The organism is Streptomyces sp. NPDC045967 (assembly GCF_056430495.1).
In genome coordinates, this window is the sequence record NZ_JBWKLE010000033.1 from 1 (window position 1) to 21629 (window position 21629).

At 67.5% G+C, this 21629-nt stretch carries 21 protein-coding genes and 3 pseudogenes; 16 read left to right on the forward strand and 8 right to left on the reverse strand.

Going from position 1 to position 21629, the window contains the following annotated elements:
• The first annotated feature begins 158 nt into the window (after nucleotides 1-158).
• Nucleotides 159-1384, forward strand: a pseudogene (locus AC07FY_RS32165) (IS110 family RNA-guided transposase).
• On the opposite strand, the gene AC07FY_RS32170 reads toward AC07FY_RS32165, so the two are convergent.
• Nucleotides 1374-1895, reverse strand: a complete 522-nt coding sequence (locus AC07FY_RS32170; protein ID WP_479013723.1) for a hypothetical protein — start codon at nucleotides 1893-1895, stop codon at nucleotides 1374-1376. The pseudogene AC07FY_RS32165 and the gene AC07FY_RS32170 overlap by 11 nt on opposite strands.
• Nucleotides 1896-2148: 253 nt before the next feature.
• On the opposite strand from AC07FY_RS32170, the gene AC07FY_RS32175 reads away from it, so the two are divergent.
• The 4 genes from AC07FY_RS32175 to AC07FY_RS32190 all read left to right on the forward strand — a co-directional run bounded on the left by AC07FY_RS32175 (nucleotide 2149) and on the right by AC07FY_RS32190 (nucleotide 5688).
• A complete protein-coding gene (locus AC07FY_RS32175) occupies nucleotides 2149-2451 on the forward strand; it encodes a hypothetical protein (protein ID WP_479013726.1) in 303 nt (100 codons plus the stop codon).
• A gap of 633 nt (nucleotides 2452-3084) precedes the next feature.
• Nucleotides 3085-3420, forward strand: coding sequence for a hypothetical protein (locus tag AC07FY_RS32180; RefSeq protein WP_479013728.1), 336 nt, complete (start codon nucleotides 3085-3087; stop codon nucleotides 3418-3420).
• Nucleotides 3341-4576: a glycine-rich domain-containing protein gene (locus AC07FY_RS32185; RefSeq protein ID WP_479013731.1), complete on the forward strand. Its 1236-nt coding sequence runs from the start codon at nucleotides 3341-3343 to the stop codon at nucleotides 4574-4576. The genes AC07FY_RS32180 and AC07FY_RS32185 overlap by 80 nt, the downstream gene beginning before the upstream one ends.
• Before the next feature lie 503 nt (nucleotides 4577-5079).
• The gene (locus AC07FY_RS32190) at nucleotides 5080-5688 is read left to right on the forward strand and encodes a hypothetical protein (protein WP_479013734.1); all 609 of its coding nucleotides are present in this window, start codon (nucleotides 5080-5082) and stop codon (nucleotides 5686-5688) included.
• Between the two features lie 72 nt (nucleotides 5689-5760).
• Here the strand turns inward: AC07FY_RS32190 and AC07FY_RS32195 are convergent, their stop codons facing one another.
• From AC07FY_RS32195 to AC07FY_RS32205, 3 genes are read right to left on the reverse strand one after another with little or no spacing between them, the layout of a single operon-like run.
• Entirely contained in the window at nucleotides 5761-6084 is a 324-nt protein-coding gene (locus AC07FY_RS32195) for a hypothetical protein (protein ID WP_479013804.1), read from the reverse strand.
• Nucleotides 6015-6278, reverse strand: a complete 264-nt coding sequence (locus AC07FY_RS32200) for a DEAD/DEAH box helicase family protein (protein ID WP_479013737.1) — start codon at nucleotides 6276-6278, stop codon at nucleotides 6015-6017. The genes AC07FY_RS32195 and AC07FY_RS32200 overlap by 70 nt, the downstream gene beginning before the upstream one ends.
• The gene (locus AC07FY_RS32205; RefSeq protein ID WP_479013739.1) at nucleotides 6278-7216 is read right to left on the reverse strand and encodes a hypothetical protein; all 939 of its coding nucleotides are present in this window, start codon (nucleotides 7214-7216) and stop codon (nucleotides 6278-6280) included. Before AC07FY_RS32205 ends, AC07FY_RS32200 begins: the two co-directional genes overlap by 1 nt.
• Nucleotides 7217-7301: 85 nt before the next feature.
• On the opposite strand from AC07FY_RS32205, the gene AC07FY_RS32210 reads away from it, so the two are divergent.
• Nucleotides 7302-7778, forward strand: coding sequence for a hypothetical protein (locus AC07FY_RS32210; protein ID WP_479013741.1), 477 nt, complete (start codon nucleotides 7302-7304; stop codon nucleotides 7776-7778).
• Between the two features lie 151 nt (nucleotides 7779-7929).
• Here the strand turns inward: AC07FY_RS32210 and AC07FY_RS32215 are convergent, their stop codons facing one another.
• Entirely contained in the window at nucleotides 7930-8100 is a 171-nt protein-coding gene (locus AC07FY_RS32215; protein WP_479013744.1) for a hypothetical protein, read from the reverse strand.
• 23 nt (nucleotides 8101-8123) lie between these two features.
• Nucleotides 8124-8216: a DUF6233 domain-containing protein gene (locus AC07FY_RS32220; protein ID WP_479013798.1), complete on the reverse strand. Its 93-nt coding sequence runs from the start codon at nucleotides 8214-8216 to the stop codon at nucleotides 8124-8126.
• 29 nt (nucleotides 8217-8245) lie between these two features.
• On the opposite strand from AC07FY_RS32220, the gene AC07FY_RS32225 reads away from it, so the two are divergent.
• The 5 genes and pseudogenes from AC07FY_RS32225 (at nucleotide 8246) to AC07FY_RS32245 (ending at nucleotide 11821) form a co-directional block, all read left to right on the forward strand.
• A complete protein-coding gene (locus AC07FY_RS32225) occupies nucleotides 8246-8476 on the forward strand; it encodes a hypothetical protein (protein ID WP_479013747.1) in 231 nt (76 codons plus the stop codon).
• 615 nt (nucleotides 8477-9091) lie between these two features.
• Nucleotides 9092-9208 (forward strand): annotated as a pseudogene (locus AC07FY_RS32230) (IS5/IS1182 family transposase); the annotation flags it as partial.
• A 121-nt stretch (nucleotides 9209-9329) separates the two neighbouring features.
• Nucleotides 9330-9650 (forward strand): hypothetical protein, encoded by a 321-nt coding sequence (locus tag AC07FY_RS32235; RefSeq protein ID WP_479013750.1) that lies wholly within the window; start codon nucleotides 9330-9332, stop codon nucleotides 9648-9650.
• A gap of 9 nt (nucleotides 9651-9659) precedes the next feature.
• Complete coding sequence (locus AC07FY_RS32240; RefSeq protein WP_479013753.1) at nucleotides 9660-10934, forward strand: cupin domain-containing protein; 1275 nt, start codon at nucleotides 9660-9662, stop codon at nucleotides 10932-10934.
• 123 nt (nucleotides 10935-11057) lie between these two features.
• Nucleotides 11058-11821, forward strand: a pseudogene (locus AC07FY_RS32245) (transposase family protein).
• A 372-nt stretch (nucleotides 11822-12193) separates the two neighbouring features.
• Here the strand turns inward: AC07FY_RS32245 and AC07FY_RS32250 are convergent.
• Complete coding sequence (locus AC07FY_RS32250; RefSeq protein WP_479013756.1) at nucleotides 12194-14401, reverse strand: hypothetical protein; 2208 nt, start codon at nucleotides 14399-14401, stop codon at nucleotides 12194-12196.
• Between the two features lie 130 nt (nucleotides 14402-14531).
• Here AC07FY_RS32250 and AC07FY_RS32255 point away from each other — a divergent pair, with 130 nt between their 5' ends.
• The 5 genes from AC07FY_RS32255 (at nucleotide 14532) to AC07FY_RS32275 (ending at nucleotide 21278) form a co-directional block, all read left to right on the forward strand.
• Nucleotides 14532-14654, forward strand: coding sequence for a 50S ribosomal protein L34 (locus AC07FY_RS32255; RefSeq protein ID WP_479013801.1), 123 nt, complete (start codon nucleotides 14532-14534; stop codon nucleotides 14652-14654).
• Between the two features lie 1255 nt (nucleotides 14655-15909).
• The gene (locus AC07FY_RS32260; RefSeq protein ID WP_479013759.1) at nucleotides 15910-17283 is read left to right on the forward strand and encodes an AlbA family DNA-binding domain-containing protein; all 1374 of its coding nucleotides are present in this window, start codon (nucleotides 15910-15912) and stop codon (nucleotides 17281-17283) included.
• Between the two features lie 1209 nt (nucleotides 17284-18492).
• Nucleotides 18493-19263 carry a hypothetical protein gene (locus AC07FY_RS32265; RefSeq protein WP_479013762.1) on the forward strand — a complete coding sequence of 257 codons (771 nt, stop codon included), beginning with the start codon at nucleotides 18493-18495 and terminating at the stop codon, nucleotides 19261-19263.
• A 177-nt stretch (nucleotides 19264-19440) separates the two neighbouring features.
• Nucleotides 19441-20298 (forward strand): abortive infection family protein, encoded by an 858-nt coding sequence (locus AC07FY_RS32270; protein ID WP_479013765.1) that lies wholly within the window; start codon nucleotides 19441-19443, stop codon nucleotides 20296-20298.
• Between the two features lie 41 nt (nucleotides 20299-20339).
• A complete protein-coding gene (locus AC07FY_RS32275; protein ID WP_479013768.1) occupies nucleotides 20340-21278 on the forward strand; it encodes an abortive infection family protein in 939 nt (312 codons plus the stop codon).
• A 52-nt stretch (nucleotides 21279-21330) separates the two neighbouring features.
• On the opposite strand, the gene AC07FY_RS32280 is transcribed toward AC07FY_RS32275, so the two are convergent.
• Nucleotides 21331-21597, reverse strand: coding sequence for a DUF6233 domain-containing protein (locus AC07FY_RS32280; RefSeq protein ID WP_479013771.1), 267 nt, complete (start codon nucleotides 21595-21597; stop codon nucleotides 21331-21333).
• Between the last annotated feature and the right edge of the window lie 32 nt (nucleotides 21598-21629).

The following is a 21629-nucleotide window of genomic DNA, read 5'->3' on the forward strand; positions in this document are numbered from 1 at the left end:
GCGATGTTTGGGCCGAAGCACTCAGCCTCCCGTAACCGATACACAGAGCTGCACTCGGCTCCGCTCAGCAGCCTCGTCATTCTGAAACGATCAGTTAGTGCGCCGTGCGGCCCCGCGTGCTCGCCTTCGAGAACGGCACCGGAGAAGGGGCGGGATCCATGGACGTGTTCTGCGGGATCGACTGGGCGGAGGGACACCACGACGTCGCGCTCGTCGACGACACCGGCAAGCTGCTGGCCAAGTGCCGGATCAACGACGACCTGGACGGCTACAGGCTGCTGCTGGACCTCCTGGCCGAGCACGGCGACACCGCCGAAACGCCGATCCCGGTGGCCATCGAGACCAGCCGCGGCCTGCTGGTCGCCACGCTGCGGCAAGGCCCCCGCAAGATCTACGCGGTCAACCCGATGTCTGCCTCCCGCTACCGCGACCGGCACGGAGTCAGCCGCAAGAAGTCGGACCCGGGCGACGCCTTGGTCCTCGCCAACATCATCCGCACCGACGCGCCGGTGCACCGCCCACTGCCCACCGACACCGACCTGGCCCAGGCCGTCGCCGTCCTGGCACGCGCACAGCAGGACGCGGTCTGGAACCGGCAGCAGGTCGCCAACCAGCTGCGGTCCCTGCTCAGGGAGTACTTCCCGGCAATGATCGAGGCGTTCAGGGACAAGCCTGGAACCCTGACCCGCCAGATGCCCGCCGCATTATCGCCGTCGCGCCCACACCTGCCCTCGCCGCCAAGCTGCAGATGTGGAAGCTGACCGCCATGCTCCGACGAGCCGGCCGCCGACGGGGCATCGAGACGGACGCGGAACGAATCCAGCAGCTCTTCCGCGAGGAGGCTCCTCGGCAGCTGCCCCTCGTCGAGGACGCCATGGGCAAGCAGGCACTGGCCCTGCTACTGCAGTTGGACGCTGCCTGTCAGGCGGTTGATGACCTGTCACGGGCCACCGAAGAGGCCTTTCGGTCGCACCCGGACGCGGCGATCATGCTGAGCTTTCCCGGGATCGGTCCCCAAGTCGGTGCCCGCATTCTGGGCGAGATCGGCGACGACAGGAGCCGGTTCGCCACAGCTGGTGGGTTGAAGGCGTACGCCGGCTCGGCTCCGATCACGCGGGCCTCCGGCAAGCGCCGCTACGTCGGGCGCCGGTTCGTGAAGAACAACCGCCTCAACCACGTCGGTCACCTGTGGGCTTTCGCCTCCCTTAGCGGTTCAAGTGGTGCGGACTCCCATTACCGGCGCCGCCGGGCAGGTGGGGACTGGCACATGCAGGCTCTGCGGCACCTGTTCAACCGGATGCTCGGCCAACTCCACCACTGCCTTCAGGCGCGCAGTCTGTTCGACGAAGCGATCGCTTTCCCCGCGAACCCCGCTACGGGGTGACTGACGGGCACTCTTCCTCCGGCGCGGCCATGACCAGGCCCGAGCTCACGGCGTCGATCCCAACGCGCTGGACGGAGGCCCAGCGGTCGAGGAGGTAGCAGGCCGAGTCGGGGTCGTACGCCGCCGTGGGCAGCTGCGGTGTGCGCTTGCGGCCGGTTTCATCGAGGCGGTAAGGAACGTCGAAAGCCGTGTTCCAGCCGTCCAGGTCCGCGGCAAAACGCTCTTCCGCCTGCGCCGGACAGATTCCCAGGTACTGGGCGATCTCAGCCCAGGAACTGCCCCGCTCGCGTTCGTAGATCACGGCCGCGGCCAGAGCGCGCTCTGCGAGCTCGATGAGCTGGAATGCCTGGCTCACCCGGCCCCCGGGACCGGTGTCGGCGTCCCATTCAGTGGCCACCAAGCCACTCGCGTGGTCCGCAACGTCCACGGCGTGATCGCAGAGGACCAGGCGTGCCAGAGCCTGGCGGGTGAATCGGGTACGGTCGGCGTCGTAAGGGGTCGTCTCAGTCACCCCCACAGCCTCGCAGGCCGTATCCGCGACGAGTACCCGATTTCCGCAAGGGACCGGTCTCCGCTTGACGGCTTAACTGCATGAGGTGTCTTTCCCACGCAGTAGCCGTGGGAAAGAGGTGCGCCTCCCTGCCCGGCCGGCGGCGAGGACGAGACGCTAACGAAGCCTGTGCCCTACGTTTCCGCTCGCCCGGTCCCGTGACCGCGTCTCCATCCGGGAGACGGCACCCGCCCGGGCAGAGAGGAAGAGCGCCATGACGTACATCGAGGACGGCCTGCGCGTACGGAACGGCTTCGCCGAAGGACCGCTCGCCGATGCAGCGCTGGACCGTGCGGCCCGCGCCGGGCAGCTCCTGGACGAACTGCAGGAGTGGCCGGAGACGATGACGGACGCGGAGCTCCGCGACGGGGTCAGCCGCGCCCTGCGGTACTACATGCGGCGCCAGCCGCACGCCGACCAGGTTCTATGGCATCGCCCGGAAAGTCCGGCGCGGGGTACGCGTCGAGTGGCTCGTGGCCGACCGGCTCGTCTGCGCCTGACGTCCTGCCCCACTTGAATGGGAGTGAGGGGCCCCTGGCCCGGGGGGAGGCTGGGGCCCCTCAGCGCGCTCCGCGGGGGACGGATCGTGCACGCCCACGGACAACGACACCGGAGTCGGCCGGACACGGTGGTCCAGCCAGAGGGGCCGCAGCGCGCGATAGCGGGGGCTGAACCAGCGCCGCGCGTGCGGGTGACCGGATTTCCCACGGGGAGTTGCACGGGTTGGTCACGCCGCTGAGATGTGGTTTGGCCGATGGCGGGAGACGGATCGGTCACGCAGATGCGGGTGACCGGTCACGGGCCCGGTCACGGTCGGGCAAGCCCACGGCTTCCCTGGGCAAGCTCACCGGCGGGCAGGCTTGCCCAAGAGGCCGACAGCCACGGGCCGAGAAGGTCCGCAGCTGTCGGACCCGCTTCCGCGCCGGGCAAGCCCCCTGACCGTCGGGCAAGCCTCCTACTAGCGAGGAGAGGCCGTCGAGGGCAGGCTGCCCCGCAGTGGGTCAAGACCTGGCTGGCGTCCGCGTGGGCGCGGGTCTCCCAGGCCACCGTGTGGGCGTGGCGCACTCAAAAGGGCATGAATCTCACATAACGTCCACGTCTGTAATTCCCATCCAAAGGATGGTTGCGGCTCTGACGAAGAGGAAATGCTGTGCGCAAGCTTCGCAAGGCTGCCGTGGTAGCTGCCATGGTCGGAAGTGTCAGTGTGTTCGGCGCCGGTGTCGCCTCGGCCCACAGCGATACGGAGACGGCCCAGCCCGCCAACGTGACGGTCTGCAATCAGCAGTCCGAGGTCACGCAGGTGACGTACCAGAACGGCCTCATCAATGGCCCGCTCCTCGGCAGTGGCCCGGCGACCGCAACGTCTCCCCAGCAGATCTGCAGCGGGAGGGACAGCCGCGGCATGAATGGCGCCTCCGCCACGACCGGGAGCCTGCTCAGCGGCCTCGTCTCCACCGCCGCGGGCCTTCTGCCCGGCGTCCTTTAACGACCCGGCACGCCCGACCCGCGGGCGCGGACCGGTTGAACGCTGCGACTCCAAAACCAGGCCCGGGAGAGATCAAGGCTGGCCGCCCGGGAGCCGGTGGTGTGCTGCCGTCAAGCGGCCACAAACCTCGCCTAGTGTCCGTTATCTGACGTTCCGTCCGTCACGATGGCAACAGATTGAACGACAGGGAGATGTTGTGCGCAAGTTTCATCGGGCTGCTCTGGTGGCTGCCGCGGTCGGGAGCGCCAGTGTGTTGGGGGCTGGTGGTGCCTTCGTCCACGCCGACGGCGGCGGGGACAAGGGACCGAGCGTGGTCGAGTGCGATCAGCGCTCCAAGATCACCCACGGGGGGTTCCAGAACGGCCTCCTCAATGGCCCACTCCTTGGGAGCGGGGCGGCGAGTGCGACCGCTGCCCAGCAGATCTGCAGCGGCAGGGACAGCGTCGGCGTGAATGGCGCCGGCGCCCAGTCGGGTCCTGTCGTCGGAACCATCCCCACCCCCACGCCCACGCCTACCCCCACCCCTCCACCCAGCGGTGAGGTGGTGTTCACCTCCGACGGAACTTTCATTCCGCCCGCGGGCGTCACGTCCGTGACCGTCCGAGTCTGGGGTGCGGGAGGCGGAGGCGGCGGAGGCGGCGGAGGCTCAGTGGCCCTCCCCGAGCCCGCCGGCGGGGGCGGAGGCGGCGGGGCCGGCGGTTACGCCTCGTGCACCGTGCCGGTGACGCCGGGCACCGTCTACACGGTCGACACAGGCGAAGGCGGAGACGGCGGCGAAGGCGGTGCCATCGGCTCGCCGGGCGGTAACGGCGAGGCGGGAGAAGCTGCTGCCCTACTCGCACCCGATGCCACCCCCCTGGCCAGCGCCACAGGCGGGGAGGGAGGCGCCGGCGGCAGCGCAGGTGGTCCTGGAACAACCCCCGGAGCCGGCGGCGAGGGCGGCACCGGAATGTGCTCAGGCGCCGGCACCACCCTGCCCGGCGGCGACGGCGCTCCGGGCTTCTTCGAGGCCGGCGGCCAGGGCGGCCTGCCCGCCCAGCCCGCACCGGACGGCCGTGCCGCAGGCGGCAACGGCGGCCAAGGCGCAATTAGCTCCAACCAGCCCGGCGGCCCTGGCGCACCGGGTGGCGACTCCTACGTCGTCATCTCATACTGACGCCTCTTCCAGCGCGGTGGGGTGATGTCCGGCGGTGTCGTGAGGTACGCCCGTCGTGCTGCAACCGCTTCGTGACGAACTAGGGCGAGTTGCGGTCAAGGGACTATAAATCTCGTATATATCCGCTATCTGACGTTCCGTCCATCCTTGGATGGCAACATATTGGACGACAGGGAGATGCTGTGCGCAAGTTTCATCGGGCTGCTCTGGTAGCTGCCGTGGTCGGGAGCGTCAGTGTGTTCGGGGCCGGTGGTGCCTTCGTCCACGCCTACGTCGGTGGCACGGACGTGGTGGAGTGCGATCAGCGCTCTGAGGTCACCCACGTGACGTTCCAGAACGGCCTCATCAATGGCCCGCTCCTTGGGAGCGGGCCGGCGAGTGCGACCGCTGCCCAGCAGATCTGCAGCGGCAGGGACAGCGTCGGCGTGAATGGTGCCGCAGCCCAGTCAGGCCCCGTCGTCGCAACCACCCCCACCCCCACCCCACCCCCCAGCGGTGAAGTGGTGTTCACCTCCGACGGAACCTTCACCGCACCCGCAGGCGTCACGTCCGTGACCGCCCGGGTCTGGGGTGCGGGAGGCGGAGGCGGCGGAGGCGGCGGAGCTGGCCCCGGAATCGGCGGTGGAGGCGGTGGAGGCGGCGCCGGCGGCTACGTCTCGTGCACCGTGCCGGTGACGCCAGGCACCGTCTACACGGTCGACACAGGCGAAGGCGGAGTCGGCGGCGAAGGCGGTGCAGTTGCTCCCGTCGGCACGACCGGCGGTAACGGCGAATCGGGAGAAGCTGCTGCCCTGCTCGCACCCGATGCCACCGCCCTGGCCAGCGCCACCGGCGGCGGTGGCGGTGGCGCAGGTGGTGGTCCTGGGGGAATCGTCCCCGGGGCTGGCGGCGAGGGCGGCACCGGAACGTGCTCAGGAGCCGGCACGATCCAGAACGGCGGCGACGGTGCCCCCGGCAGCGGCGCCACCGGCGGTGAGGGCGGCCTGCCCGCTCAGCCCGCACCGGACGGCCGTGCCGCAGGCGGCGACGGCGGCAACGGCGGAATTGGCATCGAGGCCCCCGGCGGCTCTGGAGAGCCGGGCGGCGACTCCTACGTCGTCATCTCATACTGACGCCTCTTCCCCTGGAATCAGTCGGAGAACGGTCATCGACAACAGCCGCCCAGGGCTGCGGTCCGGGAGTGCCTACACCGGTTGGACTGCGGCCTGACCGTCACCGGCAGCACCTCCCCGAACCAGATCGGCGCCGTGCAGGCGGTCCTGATGGTCGACGCCAAGCGTGAAAGCCTGCTCCCGAAGGTCCTGGCCGACGCCTGGGACCGGGACAAAAGTGGCGTACACGGTCACCTTGCCCAGGCCCCGCGTCCACTCCACCAGCTCGTCTACGTCCGTGGTGTTGGGGAAGGACACCTCCTCACCCCGCAGCGAGGACACCCCGATCATCGGCCCCCGGCGACCACCCTCACGCCACGCGGCCTCGGTCTGGGCAAGCAGGTCCAGCGAGGGCACAGCACCAGCACACGGCCCGCGTGGAGCTCCTCCGCGCTCCGGACCGCCACACGGGTCTTCCCGGACCCGGTCGCCATGATCACCTGCGTTCGAAGCCCCCGTTCGGGCAGGGTGGCCGTGGCGGGACGCTCAAGGGCACGCACGACAGCGTCGACCGCCTCGATCTGGTGCGGACGTAGACCATGCGTCGCCATTACGGTGCTTCCTCTTCCCTTGTCTTGCGGACCTTGTCGTGAACTTCAGGCTGGGGATGACCGATGGGCTGGGCGGGGACGGCGTTTCGTTTGCGACGCCGGTGTTCGCGTTGAGCTTGGGCGCGGGCGCATTCGCGGGTGCAGTACTTGATGCCGCTGGTGCGGTTCTGCCCGTACTCGGCACGGCCCCGTTGGCGGACGAACGAGCCGTGGCAGGTCTCATTGGCGCAGGTGCGGACGGTGGCTTCTTCGGCCATGTGGTTGTACAGCTGCAGGAAGGCCACGGAGAGCAGGGGCAGGTGGCGGTCTTCGAGGCTGCTGAGGCCGACGCTGAAGGGTTTCAGGGCGTAGTCCAGTGTCGTTCGAAGCTGGTTCAGCCGCAGCCACAGGATGAGCTGGCGCAGGTGGTCGAGGTCGCGCGGGTAGATGTCTTCCCGGTGCGCATTGTTGGCCCGCTCTTGGGCGAGACGCTCCTCGGTTACTTCCGCCTCGACCAGTTCGTCGAGCCCTCCCTCGCGCTGGCAGGCGAGCCACGTGGCGACGGCCTGCTGGGCTTCCCGGATATGGAACGCGACCAAATCCCCGTGCAGGGACCAGGCCCTGTACTGCGGGTGCTCCCGTTCGTCCAGCTCCCGCAGCCGCTCGTACTCCTCCAAAGCCCAGCCACCCGCGTCGATGCTGCCCCCGAGGTGACCGTAGGCACGCATCCAGCCGGCCACGGTGACAAGGTCGGTGGGGTCGACCGCCATCAGCTCACGCAGGTAGAAGTCCGCGGGCAGGCAGACCCGCTCGGCATCGAACCGCTCCGGACCGCCCACATCCCACACGATCCAGTCCCCCTCGGCCCGCGCTCCTTGCAGCGGAACCAGTCCTGGCGGCGGAACAGGCGTACCCGGCCAAAGAGTAGGACGAAACCGTGGGTCTACGTATGCCGCCATGCGAGGCATCATAGACCCCGGGGAGGCATACGAAAACGTGCATCCTCGTATCACTCACGTCTAACAGGTGCCCTGAGGAGACGAAGTGACGCAGTGGCAGCAACGCAAGCAAATCGGCGACACCCACGAACAGCGCGTCGCCACCGCGCTGCGGCTCCACGGATGGACGGTTCAGTCCTGCGGTCAGGGCACCTACCCGCCCACCATCCAGCACGCCCTGTCCCACACCCGCTCCGCCCTGCGCCAGTTCCCCGACCTCATCGCAGCCCGCGGCAGCGAACTCATCACCATCGACGCCAAAGACCGCATGCCCAGCACCCACTCGAACCGCTACGCGATCAGCACCACCACCCTCAACGCCGGCCTCGTCTTCACCGCCGCCCACGCACCAACCCCCCTCTACTACGTCTTCGGAGATATGAAGGTCCTCACCCCCGCGGAGGTCCTCCACTACACCGAACACGCCCTGCGCCACCGCAGCGGCGCCTACCGCCTCGTCCGCACGGACAGGGCCCACTCCTTCGATGACGTGTTCGGCAGGGCTGCCGCGCCTGCGGCTTGAGGGCGCAACACTTATGTCCGGCCCGGCTCATTTCGCAGGAAGGGGCACGGCACGGGGGACCAGCGCCACACGGCTACACCGACCCCCACCTCCGTTCACATCGCGCCGAGGCCCGTGCTCCAGAGGGCTGGCTCGCCGCCCCGCCATTCGATCAGCAGTGCGTCGTCCAGGCGGACGTCGTCGGATCCAGAGCGGCCCGCCGGAGGAATTCGAGAAGGTCGGTGGGGCCGAGGGCGCGGCCGAGGATTGCGCCGTCACAGCGGACGCGGCGCCCGCCCTGGGCGTCCGGCGGATAGACGACCACACGCGGGGCTGGGCTCATCCCTTCGCCTTGCCGGTGCCCGGTCATTCGAGCACTCCGAGGGCGGTGTCGGGCCGGCAGACGGGGCAGGCAGGGATGCCCTGGGCGAGGAGGGTGCGCAGCTGGCCAGCGCGCAGCGTTTAGCACTGTCCCAACAGATCCCGGCGTGATGCGGACCGGGGGCCAGCCCACGCCGATCGTTTACCCGCCCGACGAGCAGGGATGGCCTCCGGTGCGCTACGACGGCGTCGCCATCGGGGTCACGCACCGCCCGGCCGACATCCGTGTCTTCCTCGCTGCCGCCGGGCTGGAGACCACCGAGGACGGGGACCTCACCGACCCCGACTTCGTGGAGTGGCTCAGCGGCGGCCCCGAGGAGTGGGAACCCTCCCCCTGAAGCACCGACCACTTCCGTGTGGGACGGACCCTCACTGCCCAGGCGCTCCGCGTGCCGGTGGGTGAGTGGACAAGCCCCGTCACCCACCGGTGAGTGAGGGTTCTGTAGTCACCACTGCATCTCCCCGCCGCTGGTGAGAGCCGGGAGGTGGTGGGTAAGTCGAACCGGGCGGGTGGTGGACGCTCCGCCGAGGCCGCTTTCGAGGCCGGTGGTGATCCCGCTTGCCGGCCCCGGACGCGGGACGGCTCCGGGAGCCGGTCTGTCTGCCTGGAGCTGGGCACGCAAGGGAGGAAGCATCGGGGGAATCTAGAGGGGGAGACAAGGGGGGACCCCATAGGGGGAAGCACGGGGGGAACTGCATCCTGCTTCCGCTCTGCGTTCATGCAGGTCAGGCCACATTTCCAGACCGGTGAGTTCTCGGACTTTTATCTCTGGAGGGGGTGGGTGTTGGGTTGCGGAGGCTGGTACTGGGGTGTCGGGTGGGGTTGGCGCTGAGGTGTGTTTCGAGATGGCCGGAGCGGGGGCAGGAAGGTGGGCTGGTGTGAGCTCAGGAAGGGCAAGCCGACTGCTGTTGGCCTCGCCGGCATTGCCTGGCTCGACCCATGACCTGTCGGCGAACAGGCCATGGCCACCCTGAGGGGCTGGCGCCTTCTGCGGAAGCTCCGCTGCAGCACCAACCGGACCACCGACATCGTGAAGGCCGTCGTCGTCCTTCACCACGCCTCAACCTGAGGTTGAAAAGGCTCACGATGTTGAGCGGCGCGGCGCGTCTAATCGTTCTGCTGTTGGCCAAGCCCTATTCTAGGTCTATCCGTCCGCCCGGCGGGTCATGCTGCATTGGAAGGAGGCAACAGTGTCAGCAAGTGAGCAACATAGCTTGAGTGACGAAGAGATCCGAGAATACTTCGCTGAGTACGAGGAGCGCTTTCGTGAAGCGATTCAGCACGCGCAGGCCCTGCTGCACGACACCAAAGGCCAGGCTGATGGCGAGGTAACGATCTCGGTCGCTTCTCTGAAGAAGATGTACCAGACCATGACCGGACTGTACAAAATGGCGACTGAGATGGACACCACACGTGGGGCGGGCGGCGACAGAGGTGATCGAATTCTCGGTGGAGGTGACCTGAACCCATTTTCTGGGCACGGTGTGGACATCGGTGATCCCTGGAACTGACTTCCCCTAATGACCGTCGAGATGGCGCGAGGCATGTCAAATCGAGGAAATTTAATTATGTCGGCAGCTCTGGGTCGGCTCCTCTACCCATATCGACCGGAAGAGTTCTTTTCCAGGATTAGGGAGCGGAAATTCCTGTACGTGTCGAGCTCCGATAATCCAGACTTGGCCGTGCTCATTGACTCACTTCTTTCTTTTGACGACCTCGACGTTCTCCTTACGGGAGCTTTTACAGTCGGCACCCGCCGGACGGACGCCGTTCGACTTAGCCGCAACGGCGAGTTGATCCCTGCGAGCGAATTCACGCGCCGCCAGGCGGGGCCGCTAGTGGAATTCGATTCGGTGAGGATCCTCAATCACTTCCGGGCAGGAGCGTCGATCACGCTTAGTGGCGTACACGAGCTCCTGCCTCCGGTCACCGACCTCTGTACAAAGCTAGCCCGTGAGCTGGGCAGCCGAGTCCATGCCAACGTCTACATCACCCCACCCCATGCACAGGGCTTTCCTCTGCACAGCGATACTCACGATGTATTCATATTGCAGATCGCCGGATCGAAGGGCTGGGATGTACATGACCCAGTGATCAAGCTTCCGGTCCCGGGAATGCACACGAACGGGAACGGGAACTCACTACCGACCGGTCTTGCAGAGCGAATCACCCTGAGTGCAGGAGAAATGCTGTACCTGCCTCGCGGATTTCTTCATCGAGGCGTCGCATCGGATGCCACATCCATCCACCTCACCATCGGGATGCCTGCATACACCTGGGCGGAGCTAATCCACGACATCTTGGCCGACCTATTGGTCAATGATATCCGTCTCCGATCCTCTGCCAGTCCGTGGCCTGCCGAACCCGCGCACAATAATGAGGAAACGCTTGAGGCGGCAATCACTGCCCTATATACCGCGTTGTCCGATCGCGAACAGATCAGGCGCATGACTCAACGACATGCCGACAGGGTGACACCCCACGGCGGCCGAACTGTATGTGGCAAATTCAGCGCCGCATTCCGTGGTGGCAACATCGAGGTGGGATCCTATGTGCAGGTCCGCCCAGGAATCCAGCCGCACATTGATACAGTTCAGGACAGAACATTGTTGCGCTTCTCTGGGAAAACTCTGAGCTTGCCTGCATTCACGGAAGAGCACCTCAGGGTGCTCTGTAGTGGTGAGTCCCTTCGTGTGGACGAGCTGCCTCCGGGCATTGACGCCGCAGGACGGCTCGTATTGGTTCGAAGATTGGTCAGAGAAGGTCTTCTAGAGGTGCTGGAGCCCGTCGCGTAACAGTGAGCCTTTTCCAACCTGGCTGCGTGGTCGTGGTGTTGGTGGGTGAGGGCTGTACGGAACGACGAAGCTCCTGGTAGACGGGTCCTCGACCAAGATCACCCGTGCCGCCAGGAGCTTCACTTGCTTGTCTACCCGTCCTCCATCGATCTGTCCAGCCGCACCCTGCGGCACCTGACCGAGCAGCTCACCATCCGGCAGCAAGAGATCGGGACCCGGTGGCGGCGCCTGCCCGCCGGCCGTCAGGCCCTGCTCGTACTGGCCCATCTGCGGTGCGGAGATACCTACGCCCAGCTTGCCTCTGGGTTCGGAATCGGCGTCGCGACCGTCTACCGGTCGGTACATGCGCGCGGCCATCGAGGTCTTGGCCGCTCCCGCACCGACGCCGGCCAAGGCGATGGAGACGGCCCAGACGAAGGCATTCGTGATCCTCGACGGCACCCTGCTGCCAATCGACCGGATTGCCGCCGACACCCCGTACTTACTACTCGGGGAAACACAAGCGGCACGGCATGAACGTGCAGGTCCTCACCGACCCGTTCGGCCGCCTCCTCTGGGCATCACCAGCCCGGCCCGGCTCCACCCACGACCTGACCGCTGCCCGCAGCCACGGCATCGTCGACGCGCTCGCCGCCGTAGGACTGAAGTGCTGGGCCGACAAGGCCTACCAAGGCGCCGGCCGCCACATCCGAGTCCCCTTCCGGGGCCGCCGACTCAAGCGCTGGAAGCGACGACACAACAGCAGCCACGCCAAGATCCGCTGCGTCGGAGAACAGGCCATGGCCACCCTCAAGGGCTGGCGCCTCCTACGAAAGCTCCGCTGCAGCACCAACCGCATCACCGGCGTGGCGAAAGCCGTCCTCGTCCTTCACCACGCCTCAACATGAGGTTGAAAAAGGCTCACGAATGGCTGTGACCAGCACCTTCGCATCAGACCCTAGGGCCACGAATGCACCGGGCGCGAGCAGAGGGCACGGGGCACCGGGCACCGGGCACCGAAGAAGACGGGTTCCCGAACATCACTCCAGAAGTGGCGTATGGACTCCCTCGTCGACGGCTGATGGGCCAGGGCGGGTAGATTCGGCGGGCGTGCGGACCGCCTTCTTCAAGGGGCCGGCTCGGTGGTGCCTGACTGTGCAAAGTGGCTCCTTGGGTAGCTGTCGGCAGGCCGAGGTGGCGGACGGCTTCACCGACCAGCCGCACCTCAACCGGATCGTGGTCTTGCCGCCGGGCGTCTACCGGCGGGACCGCGGGGCCAGCTACGGCTCGCGGGGCGGGCACGGAGCCAGGTCCGCCGCCTCCGTTCCCATGAAGTGGCCGAGCGCCCGGTATGCATCGAACTGGGTGTGGTCGAACCACTGGTCCATGGTGGAAACTCGCGGAAACGCCTCTTCCTCCACGGCGTAGCTCAGCAGCTCGTAGGGCATTGCTGACGTGAGGCTGGCCTTGACGAAGATGATCGTGCCCTTGTCGTCGGACCCCTTCGGGAACGGGATCGGTTCGGGGTAGGTGATCGTCCCGCGTACCGCGCACCGCTTGGAGAACCTGGCGTTGAGCGCCTTCATTGGCGCCTCCGGCCCCAGAGGCGTGCCGCTGCCCGGCACCAGGTCCAGCGGGTCGAAGTCGTCCGGGCCGTCGAAAGTGATCCGTACGCCGAGCTCCTCGTAGGCCAGGGTGATGGCCTGGGCCAGTGTGGTGGCCAGCGGCGGGTCGTCCCCGCTGGCGTCGATCACGTAGACCGTCCGGCAGCGTAGCCGGAGCAGCTCTACCAGCCCCAGGTTGTCGAAGTGGCCGCCGTCGGTGCACAGCAGCAGTGGGCTGGTGTCCGAGTACCGGTTGACCAGTTCCTGAAGTTGATATCGCAGCCGCCGCACCCAGGGCAGCCGGGGCAGCCTGCGGTCGGGGCCTTGCACGAGCAGTTCCGCGAAGTAGAGCGGGTTGGGGACCCAGGTGCCCAGCCGCAGGTTCGTCAGCGCCAGCAGCCGCTCCATGAACATGGTCTGGGTGCCCATCGCGGAGCCGAACGCGGCCCCTGAGACGGCCACGGCGGACTGCACGGTCAGGTCCCGGGCGATCAGCGGCGGAGCAGTCTTTTCCATGGTGTCGGTGCGCACCCAGCCGGTGTCGGGGCCGCCCACGTAGTCGTCGGCGAAGGTGAAGGGCACCGCCGGGCGGCCGGGCGCGGTCCGGTTGCGGGTGGACACGGCCGCCGAAGCCACGAACAGCACCTGCGGGAACGCCTCTTCCTCCACCCGGGCCGCGTACCGGCTCAACGGGGTGGCCTCGGCGGAGTAGTCGTATGGGAGCACGCCGACCGAACCGTCCCGGAGCTCTGCCCGCCGTAGGGAGAAAGCCCCGGCCAACCGCCGCCGGTAGAAGGGGTGCAGGCTGAACACGGTCTGGTCAATGCTCACCGCCAGCACGACCAGTACCACCGGCACCCCCGCCTGCCAGGCCCAGTGCCAATTGCCCGAGTGGACCGCGGCCCAGGACATCAGCGCGAGGCCGAAGAACGCCACCAGCAGCAGGACCAGCCAGCAGATCACGGCACGGATCCAGCCGCGGGAGCCCAGGGTGGCCAGCAACGTCTTCCCGCTGCGGAGCAGTGGCGCCTTCTGCCCGGTGGGCAGCACCTTTTTCACCCCGCGGTAGGCAATGACGAACGCGGTGCCGAGCGCGGTCGCGGCGGCTGTGACCGCCCCCAGCAGGCCCAGCGCCCGCCCGCCGTCCTGCGGCACCCACTGCCAGCCGGCCAGCCAGGCGAAGAACCAGATCACCGCCGGCAGCACGATCACGTAGACGGACACCGCCGCCGCCAGCCCGACCACCGCCGTGACCGTGCTGCGCTGCCAGGGCGGGCGGGTCTTCACGTTGCGCCGCTGCCGGGGCGAGCGGAACTTCACGCCGTACACCTGCCACAGGGCGAACACCACCGATAGCATCCCGGCGAGCCCGAGCAGGGCGAAGACCGAGACCCAGGCGTGCGAGTGCAGCTCCAGGGCGGGGAACACCAGCTGCTCGCGGAAACAGGTGGGTTCGACCGGCACACGGCAGGTCGGGGTGAACTGCGGGGCCCGCCAGGTGAATCGGCTCAGGTCGGTGAGCGGCAGGTGCGTGTAGAAGAGGTGGAGGTACTGGCCGAGCGCGGCGAAGGCCAGGGTCAGCAGGCCGAACGAGACGGCAAGGCCGCGCAGCACCGTGCCAGTGGCTAGAAGGTAGTCCTTGGGACTGTCAGCCAGGTACTTGGCGTGCCGCCGGACGTGGTCCTCCTCCGGGCTGCCGGCCGCGAACGCGTCCGCCGAGGTGGCCAGCTGGGCAGGCGACAGCAGCATGGTGCCGTCCTCTTTGGTGGGCCGCTCGGAGGTGAGGGCAAGCTGCAGGGCGCCGGCCGTGTAGCCGCCGCCAGATACCGACACCAGATACCGGGACCGCAGCAGTTGCCGGCGCAGGGCTTGGAGCGCGCCCATGGTGACGGCGGCGGAGCGGATCCCGCCGCCCGAAACGCAGAAGCCCGACTCGGCCGACTCCCGGCCGGGCAGCTGGTATGCACGGGTGCGCCAGCGGGCCAGGGCGCTGTCCTTCGGGACGTCCGGCTGCGTGCTGCTGTCCTTCGGAAGGCCGAACAACCGTCGTCGCACGAAGCCCCACGGTTTCGGGCTGCGTTTGCGCACTCGTGCCGGCTGCGCGATTCTCGCGTCCCGCCGCTGTGGATGGTCATGATGGGCGTCTTCTCGCCGGTGGGCGTCCCCGGTCGGCGGCGCGCTGTCCTTCGGGACGCTCGACTCCGTGCCGCTGTCCCCGGTCGGCGGGTACGGGTCGGTCCACTTACCGCGCGGTACCCAGTCGTGCGGGGCCAGCGGCGGAACGATCACATCGGGCTTGAGCTTACGTTTCTTGCCAGCGGTGACGTCGTAGGCGTACTCGATTGTTGGCTTTTCCCGGTCGTTCTCCCCGCTGATGACCTCCTGCGGTGGGCGGAGCCCCCTGGCCAGCAGGAGCCCCAGGATCCAGACGGCCGTGACGACCAGCGGCACCGCCAGGGTCCACTTCAGCAGGGCGAAGCAGGCGGCCGCCGCGAGCGGAGCGTCGGGATACGCGCCGTCCCTGATCTGGCCAAGGGCCTGGGGGAGGAACAGGTTCTCGCCGACCGCGTCGGCCAGCACCATGACCTCGCCGTCCCTGATCCGGCCAAGGGCCTGGGCGAGGAACAGGTTCTCGCCGACCGCGTCGGCCAGCACCATGACCCCGGTCAGCACGAGGCCGCGCAGCGCCCACAGCCGGGCGGAGTCGCGGTAGAGGAGGAGGCGGCCCAGACCGAAAGCCCCGGCGAGGAACAGAGCGTACCCGGGGATGAACATCGTCCAGTCCTGCCAGATCCCGTCCAGGAACAGCTGGGCCTCGCCGTGCTTGGTGACGATCTCCCGGGCCCTCGCACCGTTCCCGGCGAGCTGCAGGTCCACTTCCCTGGCCTTCAGCCGGTCCCGCCAGAGGGGGTGAAAGAGATAGACGAGCGCCCACCCCAGACCCAGAGCGGTCGCCGTGGCCCATCGCCACACCTTCGGCTTCGAAATTGCAGGCAGCTGTTGCGTCGGCGTCGACCGCTCCGTCGTCGTACTTGACATAGACTCAGCGTAGTAAGTTGGCTACTCTGTGTCAGTGAACGCGCAGAGGCTCGCTAACTCCCTATGAGACACCGTCTGCAACAGGTGTAGCTCAGGGGTCCTCGTCCCTGACCTTCGGACTTTCGTGGAGGGGCAGCCGTCGAGGAAGCCGAGGCGGCGCACGAAATCCTTGCTCTGGCCCCCGATGGCGCTGACCGCAAGACATGTGCCTCTTCTGGTTCTGGCAGGGGTACAACGCCACAACCTGCCCGAGGGCGCGCGGTCCTGGGCCTCGCGCGCCGCTCAGCGCTCGTGGCCCGGTTCTGTCGGTACGGTCCCGCATGCTTGGAGTTCACCTGGCACGAAGGACAACCATGACTTTGGACTTCAACGCGGACGAACCGGTAGTCGGTCTGGCGCGGCAGCGAGAGCTGATCCGGGCCGTTTTGAGCGCCAGCAGTGCGGACGAGACGCGCTGGCTGGAGTGGAAGTCCCACCACGACGTGTCGAAGCCGGAAGGAGCCTTCGCTGTGTCGAAGGCAATCCTCGGCTTCGCCAACCGGATACCCGACGTAGCGGAGCAGTGGGCTGGAGGCCACGCCTACCTCCTGGTCGGGGTCGATGAGGACGCGATCCATGGAGTTCCGACACACGACATCGAGAAGGTTGACGTCTGGCTGAGGCGCTACCTGGGCGACTTCAGCCGCTACCAGTTCACGTACGTGCCCATGGACATCGACGAGGGCCGACGCCACGTCATGCTGGTCGACGTCTTTCCCCCGCGATGGGGCGACCTCATCCACCCCCTGCACAAGGAATTTGATCGCTTCCGCCCAGGTGTCGTCTTCCACCGGTACGCCGGGAGGACCGAACCCGCTCACCCCGCCGAGATATACGCACTCACCGAGCGGGCCCGCAGGGCAACGAAGCGCGTGAACGTCGAGGTCACCATGACCGCCGGCGCTGTCGCCGTGCTCGCACCGACCGAGGCCACCCGACGAACGATCACCGATTTCCTCCGCGACGAGCTGCTGGGCCAGCTGGAGGCCGCAGACCAGAAGAAGAAAACGGCGGCCTCCAATCCGTTCGGGGGGTTCACCTCACTCCAGGTCCTGTGGCCTGACTCCCGCTCCCCGGAGGAATTCCGGCAGGAAGTGGACGAGTACCTGAGCGACTTCGACCTCGCGATGCAGCATGCACTGGCACAGGCGGTCGGCGACGCCGGCACGCCTTTGACCCTCACGCTGACCAACCCCGGCGAAGACAACCTCACGAAGGTCCAGGTCGTGCTGAGCCTCCCCGACACCGTCTCGGCGCATGTCACGGCCGACACAGACGAAGAGATCGACTGGCCCTCCCAGCCAGCCAAATACGGGGAGGGCACCATCCCCGCCATCGGCGGCTACCCGGGGATGCTCGGCGTGCGGCCACCGGCCTACCACCTGCCGTCCCTACATTCCCCAGACATCGAGCAGCAGGAGGGCCGCACCCTCATCCGCTTCGCTCCGGTGGACCTTCGTCCCCATGAGACCGTGACACTGGATCCGATCACGGTTTACAGCAGCCAGGAAGCCGACCCCTTCGTCGCGGAGTGGCGAGCGACGGCGACCAACGTCAGCAGTAAAGTCCAGCGGTCGCTGTCCATCCCCGCTCAGCGCCTTGACCTCGACCTGCGAGAGGTACTCCGTTCCTTCTTCGGAGACAGCGACAACGGCGTGGGGGAAGACGAGGACGGCTCGGAGCGGTAGGAGTCAAAGCGCGGCCAAGCCCCAGGAGAAGGCCGCCCGAGATTTCAGGGCTTACACACACTCCAGTGCGATGCCGCCGCCTCCCGGCCTCCGGGATCGCACTTCAGTACGTGTAGGCCCTGGGCATCGTGCCGCTGAGCTGGGTCAGCGTAGGACCCCGGTCCACACGGCGTGCCCGGGGTCCTACCTACCAGCGTCACAGAGTCACCAGTCGTCGGGTGCGCTTGCCCACCCAAGCGATCGGCCGTCCCTCGCCGGTGGCCCAGTGCGGTTCGTCCATCGAGGTCTCGTGACTGTCGGGCAGGACAGCGGCTCGAAAGAATGGTCTGCCTATTCAGGTCAAGCACCCGACATAGCAGCGAGCCGCCCACTACACGGCTCGTCCGGCCTGCGGTACTGAAGCGCGCGACGCGGGGAGGGCGGGTGCTGGCTCCACTCCTAGCTGAGCGGCAACGACCGGAGTGCGCAGGTTGGGCCTGAGCGTCCACGACACCGGAGGTGTCGTGGTGAGCCAGCCGTTAGTGAGCAGTCGATGAACGATGTACGCACGCACCTGCATGTTCTCGTCCCCCCACCCGAGGCCGGCGCACAACTGCGTGGTCGAGGGCCCGTGCCCATGTTCGGTGCGGAACGCCGCAGCGAAGGCAACCGCTGCCTCACCACGGTCCGGACGATGGTCCTTGATCTTGTGATAGCGGAGCTTGGACTGTTTGCTGAAGGCTGGCCTGAACGACCTCACCCTCATGATGCCGTCTGCTACCCGGTCCAGCGGGATCTGGCACAGAGCGCAGTTCTCCACCGCTTCGGCGTGCCGACGCAGTGCCGGACTGGCCTGTTCTTTCCACCCCGCCCATGTCTCCGCCACCGCCGTGAGACGACGTTCCACGTGCGCGGCCCGTGCCGCCTGGTACTCCAAAGACCTAGTCACACGCCTGCAACGACGCAGCCAAGCCTCCCGCTACCGGTCGAACCGGAAATTTCGTATCCGCCGAGCAACCGATTCGCGCCGGTCAGCAGCTGAAATGCGACCTGTCGGGTTGGGTTGGGCATTCTTAGGCTCTGCCCATGTCGAAGCAGAAGCGGAGTAACAAGCAGCGAACACCTCAAAAGCGGGTGGCCCGTTTATCGGTCCCGGCTCCGCGCGGACACGCTCCGGCGTTTCCGGAGGGCGGACTGCCGCTGCGAGGGAATCTAGAGGGCTTGGTGCGGATGCTGACGCACGCGAAGCCGGACCAGCTGGTGGAACTGGTGCTGCCGTACCTGTGGGTGTCCATGGTCGACGGCCGCGTGCCGGTGAACATCTGCGTGGACGCGTGCATGATGCTGCGCAACGCCTACGGGCAGCTGGGGGTCCGGGCGGAGCTCTTGCCCGTCGACCTGTCCGTCCAGCGCGCAGACGGAAGCGGGACGCACTACGGCTCGCTCACACCGCAGTGGACGGGCACCACATGGAACGGGCACTGCGTACTGGTCCTGCCCGACTCCGAGCGCTTCGTGGACGCCACCGTGGAGCAGTTCGCCGAAGTCCGTGAGATCGGCATAGGCCCGATGGTCGGCAAGGTCGCCCTCTCCAGCCACGTCATTGAGGACGGCACCCTGATGGAGCCGGGAGCGCAGGTAGTGCTCCAGCGCGGGAACCTAGTGCTCACCTACACCGTTGCCCGCCCGGAAGCACTGGCCGGCATCTTCGATCACCCGCAGGCCGCGGCCCAAGCCGACAGCCACCGGCGCACCGGGATCAACGTCGCGTCCCTCACACTGGCCGCCCTGCGCGAGCAGGAGGTACGCGGCCGCGCTATGCAGGCCCCTTACCCACGGCTGAGGGCTCTGCTGCGCGCGGTCGGGGACGCCCCGTACGAGACGGATGAGTCCGGGGACGTCCGCTTCCACTTGCCCGACCATGATGGTGTCCAACGGTGGCTGCGGTTGTCGGAGATTCCGCTGGCACCGAGCGTTCCGGCGCCCTGGCCGCGCTCGTAGGGCCCGCAGGATGACCACCGACGATTCACGCTCGGCTTGTCCCGGCCTTCGTCGAACGGCAGCTGTCCGTCGAGAAATTCTGGGGTGCCCCGTACACCAGCCGCGTAATCTGCCTATATGGCCAGCCCTGATCGTGAACTGCTCTCCCGGACCGCCCGGAACACCGTCCGGGGACTGATGAGCGGTCTCGTGGCAGGAGCGATCAGCGAGTACTGGGAGAACGAGCACTTCACGCCGAACCCCGACGCCTCACCCGGCGGAGGCAGCGTCCGCAAGCCGCTCTTCGACGCCTACGCCGCCTCCGTCGATTGGACCGACGAAGACCACGTGGCTCGGGCCTTGCGGGTGTTCGAGAGGATGCTGCGCCGCCTCGACAGGGATAGGCGAAAGTACGGCGAAGACGGCCTGCCTGCCGACACGGTGGCGGAGCTGCGGGAGGCGTTCGCACGGGACGGCTGTCGACTGGACGACGAGCTGCGTCTGCACACGGCGCGCGTTGCCCGCCTGACTGTCCACGTCGAAGCCCTGACCGAGGCATCGGGTATCCATGCCGAGCTGGAGCGGGTCCGCCGATTCGGGGCCGAGTACCCCGACGACGCGATCGGCGCCGCCAAGCAGCTGATCGAGGCCACCGCCAAGCTCGTCCTGCTCAAACGGAACCTGCCGGTAGACGAACGCCAGGACCTGCCCGCTTTGATCAAGCAGGCACAGCAGGCACTTCACCTCCACCCCGCGGCACTGCCTCCGGCGCGCGACGGTGCCAGCCCGGACAATGCCGACAGCATTAAGAGGATCCTGGGAGCCCTGACCTCCGCCGCCATCGGCGTCGCGGAGCTACGCAACCGGTTCGGAACCGGCCACGGACGGCTTGCCGCACCCACCGGACTCGGCCCGCGGCACGCCCGCTTCGCCGTTGGTACCGCCTCCACCTGGTGCGAGCTGATGCTGGACACCCTCGCCGACCCCGATGCCCCATGGCGCAAAGCCTCCGCGACGACCCCTCCGGCAAGCAGCACCCTCACCTCCTCGGCATGAGGTCGCGCGAGCCGGCCACACGGACAGGAAGAAGCAGCCCCGTGGCACCGCAGCAGCTCACCGTCGTCACCCGCCAGCGCCTTCTCGACCTTCTGGTCGTCGAGAAGGTCTGGTGGTGGGGCGCGCTGGACGAGGTGAGGTTCCTGGAGCGCCTCTACGACCTGGACGCCCTCGAAGGCGACGGATACCGGCGCCTGACGGCCCGGGATGACATCATTCAGCACTGCCTGAGCAACGACGACTGGCCGCCGGAATGGGTATTCACCGACGACCGCTTCGGTCTCAACGGCGACTCCCCGCAACCGTTGCTCAGATTCCTCGCGGAGATGCTTCACCCCGCGGTGCGGCGCGACCCCGCTGAGGTCCAGTGCCTGGCGGGGAAGCTCAACGAGCTCCTCGCGGCCGACGGCTTCGAGCTCTACCCGACCGAATACATCAGCGGGCTGCCAGTCTACGCTGGCGGATCCCGGACGACCTTCCACGGCACACGACCGGACTGGAAGTTCGAAGCACGACCGCTCCTCACAGACCCACGAGTACTCCACGAACATCAGGAGCGCATCAGAGCCGGTCTGGACCGTGACCCCGCAGCAGCGATCGCCTCATGCAAAGAGCTGGTCGAGAGCCTATGCAAAATCATCCTGGAACAGCAGGGCATCGAGTCCCCTCCAGGAGAAGATCTACCGCCCCTGTTCAAGCGTGTCACTACACTGCTGGGTCTGAACGCCGACGCCGTTGCCGACAACGCCAAGGCCAGTGCCACGGTAGTTAAGATCCTGCGCACACTCACTACGACGGTGCAGGGCCTGGCTGAACTGCGCAACCAGCTCGGCCTCGGCCACGGGCGTACTACCCCCAGCCCGGCCCTGACCCGCCATGCCCGCCTTGCGCTGAACAGCACTGTGACCGTCACGGAGTTCGTGCTCGACACCTGGCAGGACCGCATCGACCGAGGGAAACTCCCTCCTCATTCCGGCTGACCTTCCGCCCACTCCAGCCCGAGGCCAGCCAGCGCGGCGAGCTTCTCGGTGGTCAGCTTGTCCCGGCGGCTCCTGAGGAACAGAGCGCGCGTGCCTGCTCGGCGGTGGCGGGAGCGCAGCGTTTGCTGAGGTCCCAGCAGCTCCCGGCGTGGACGCAGACCGGTCGCATGCCCGCGCCGATCCCGCGCTCCACCAGCCATGCGGGGGGCTCGGGCGGCGGCAGCCGCCGGGCTGCCTGGGCTTCGGCTTCCTCGGCCTCGGTCAGCGCCCTCTCCGCCCTGCCCAGTTCGCCGCGCAGGTAGGTGACCAGCGTCCGCAAACGCGGCAGGTCAGGCGGCAGCACGGACACCG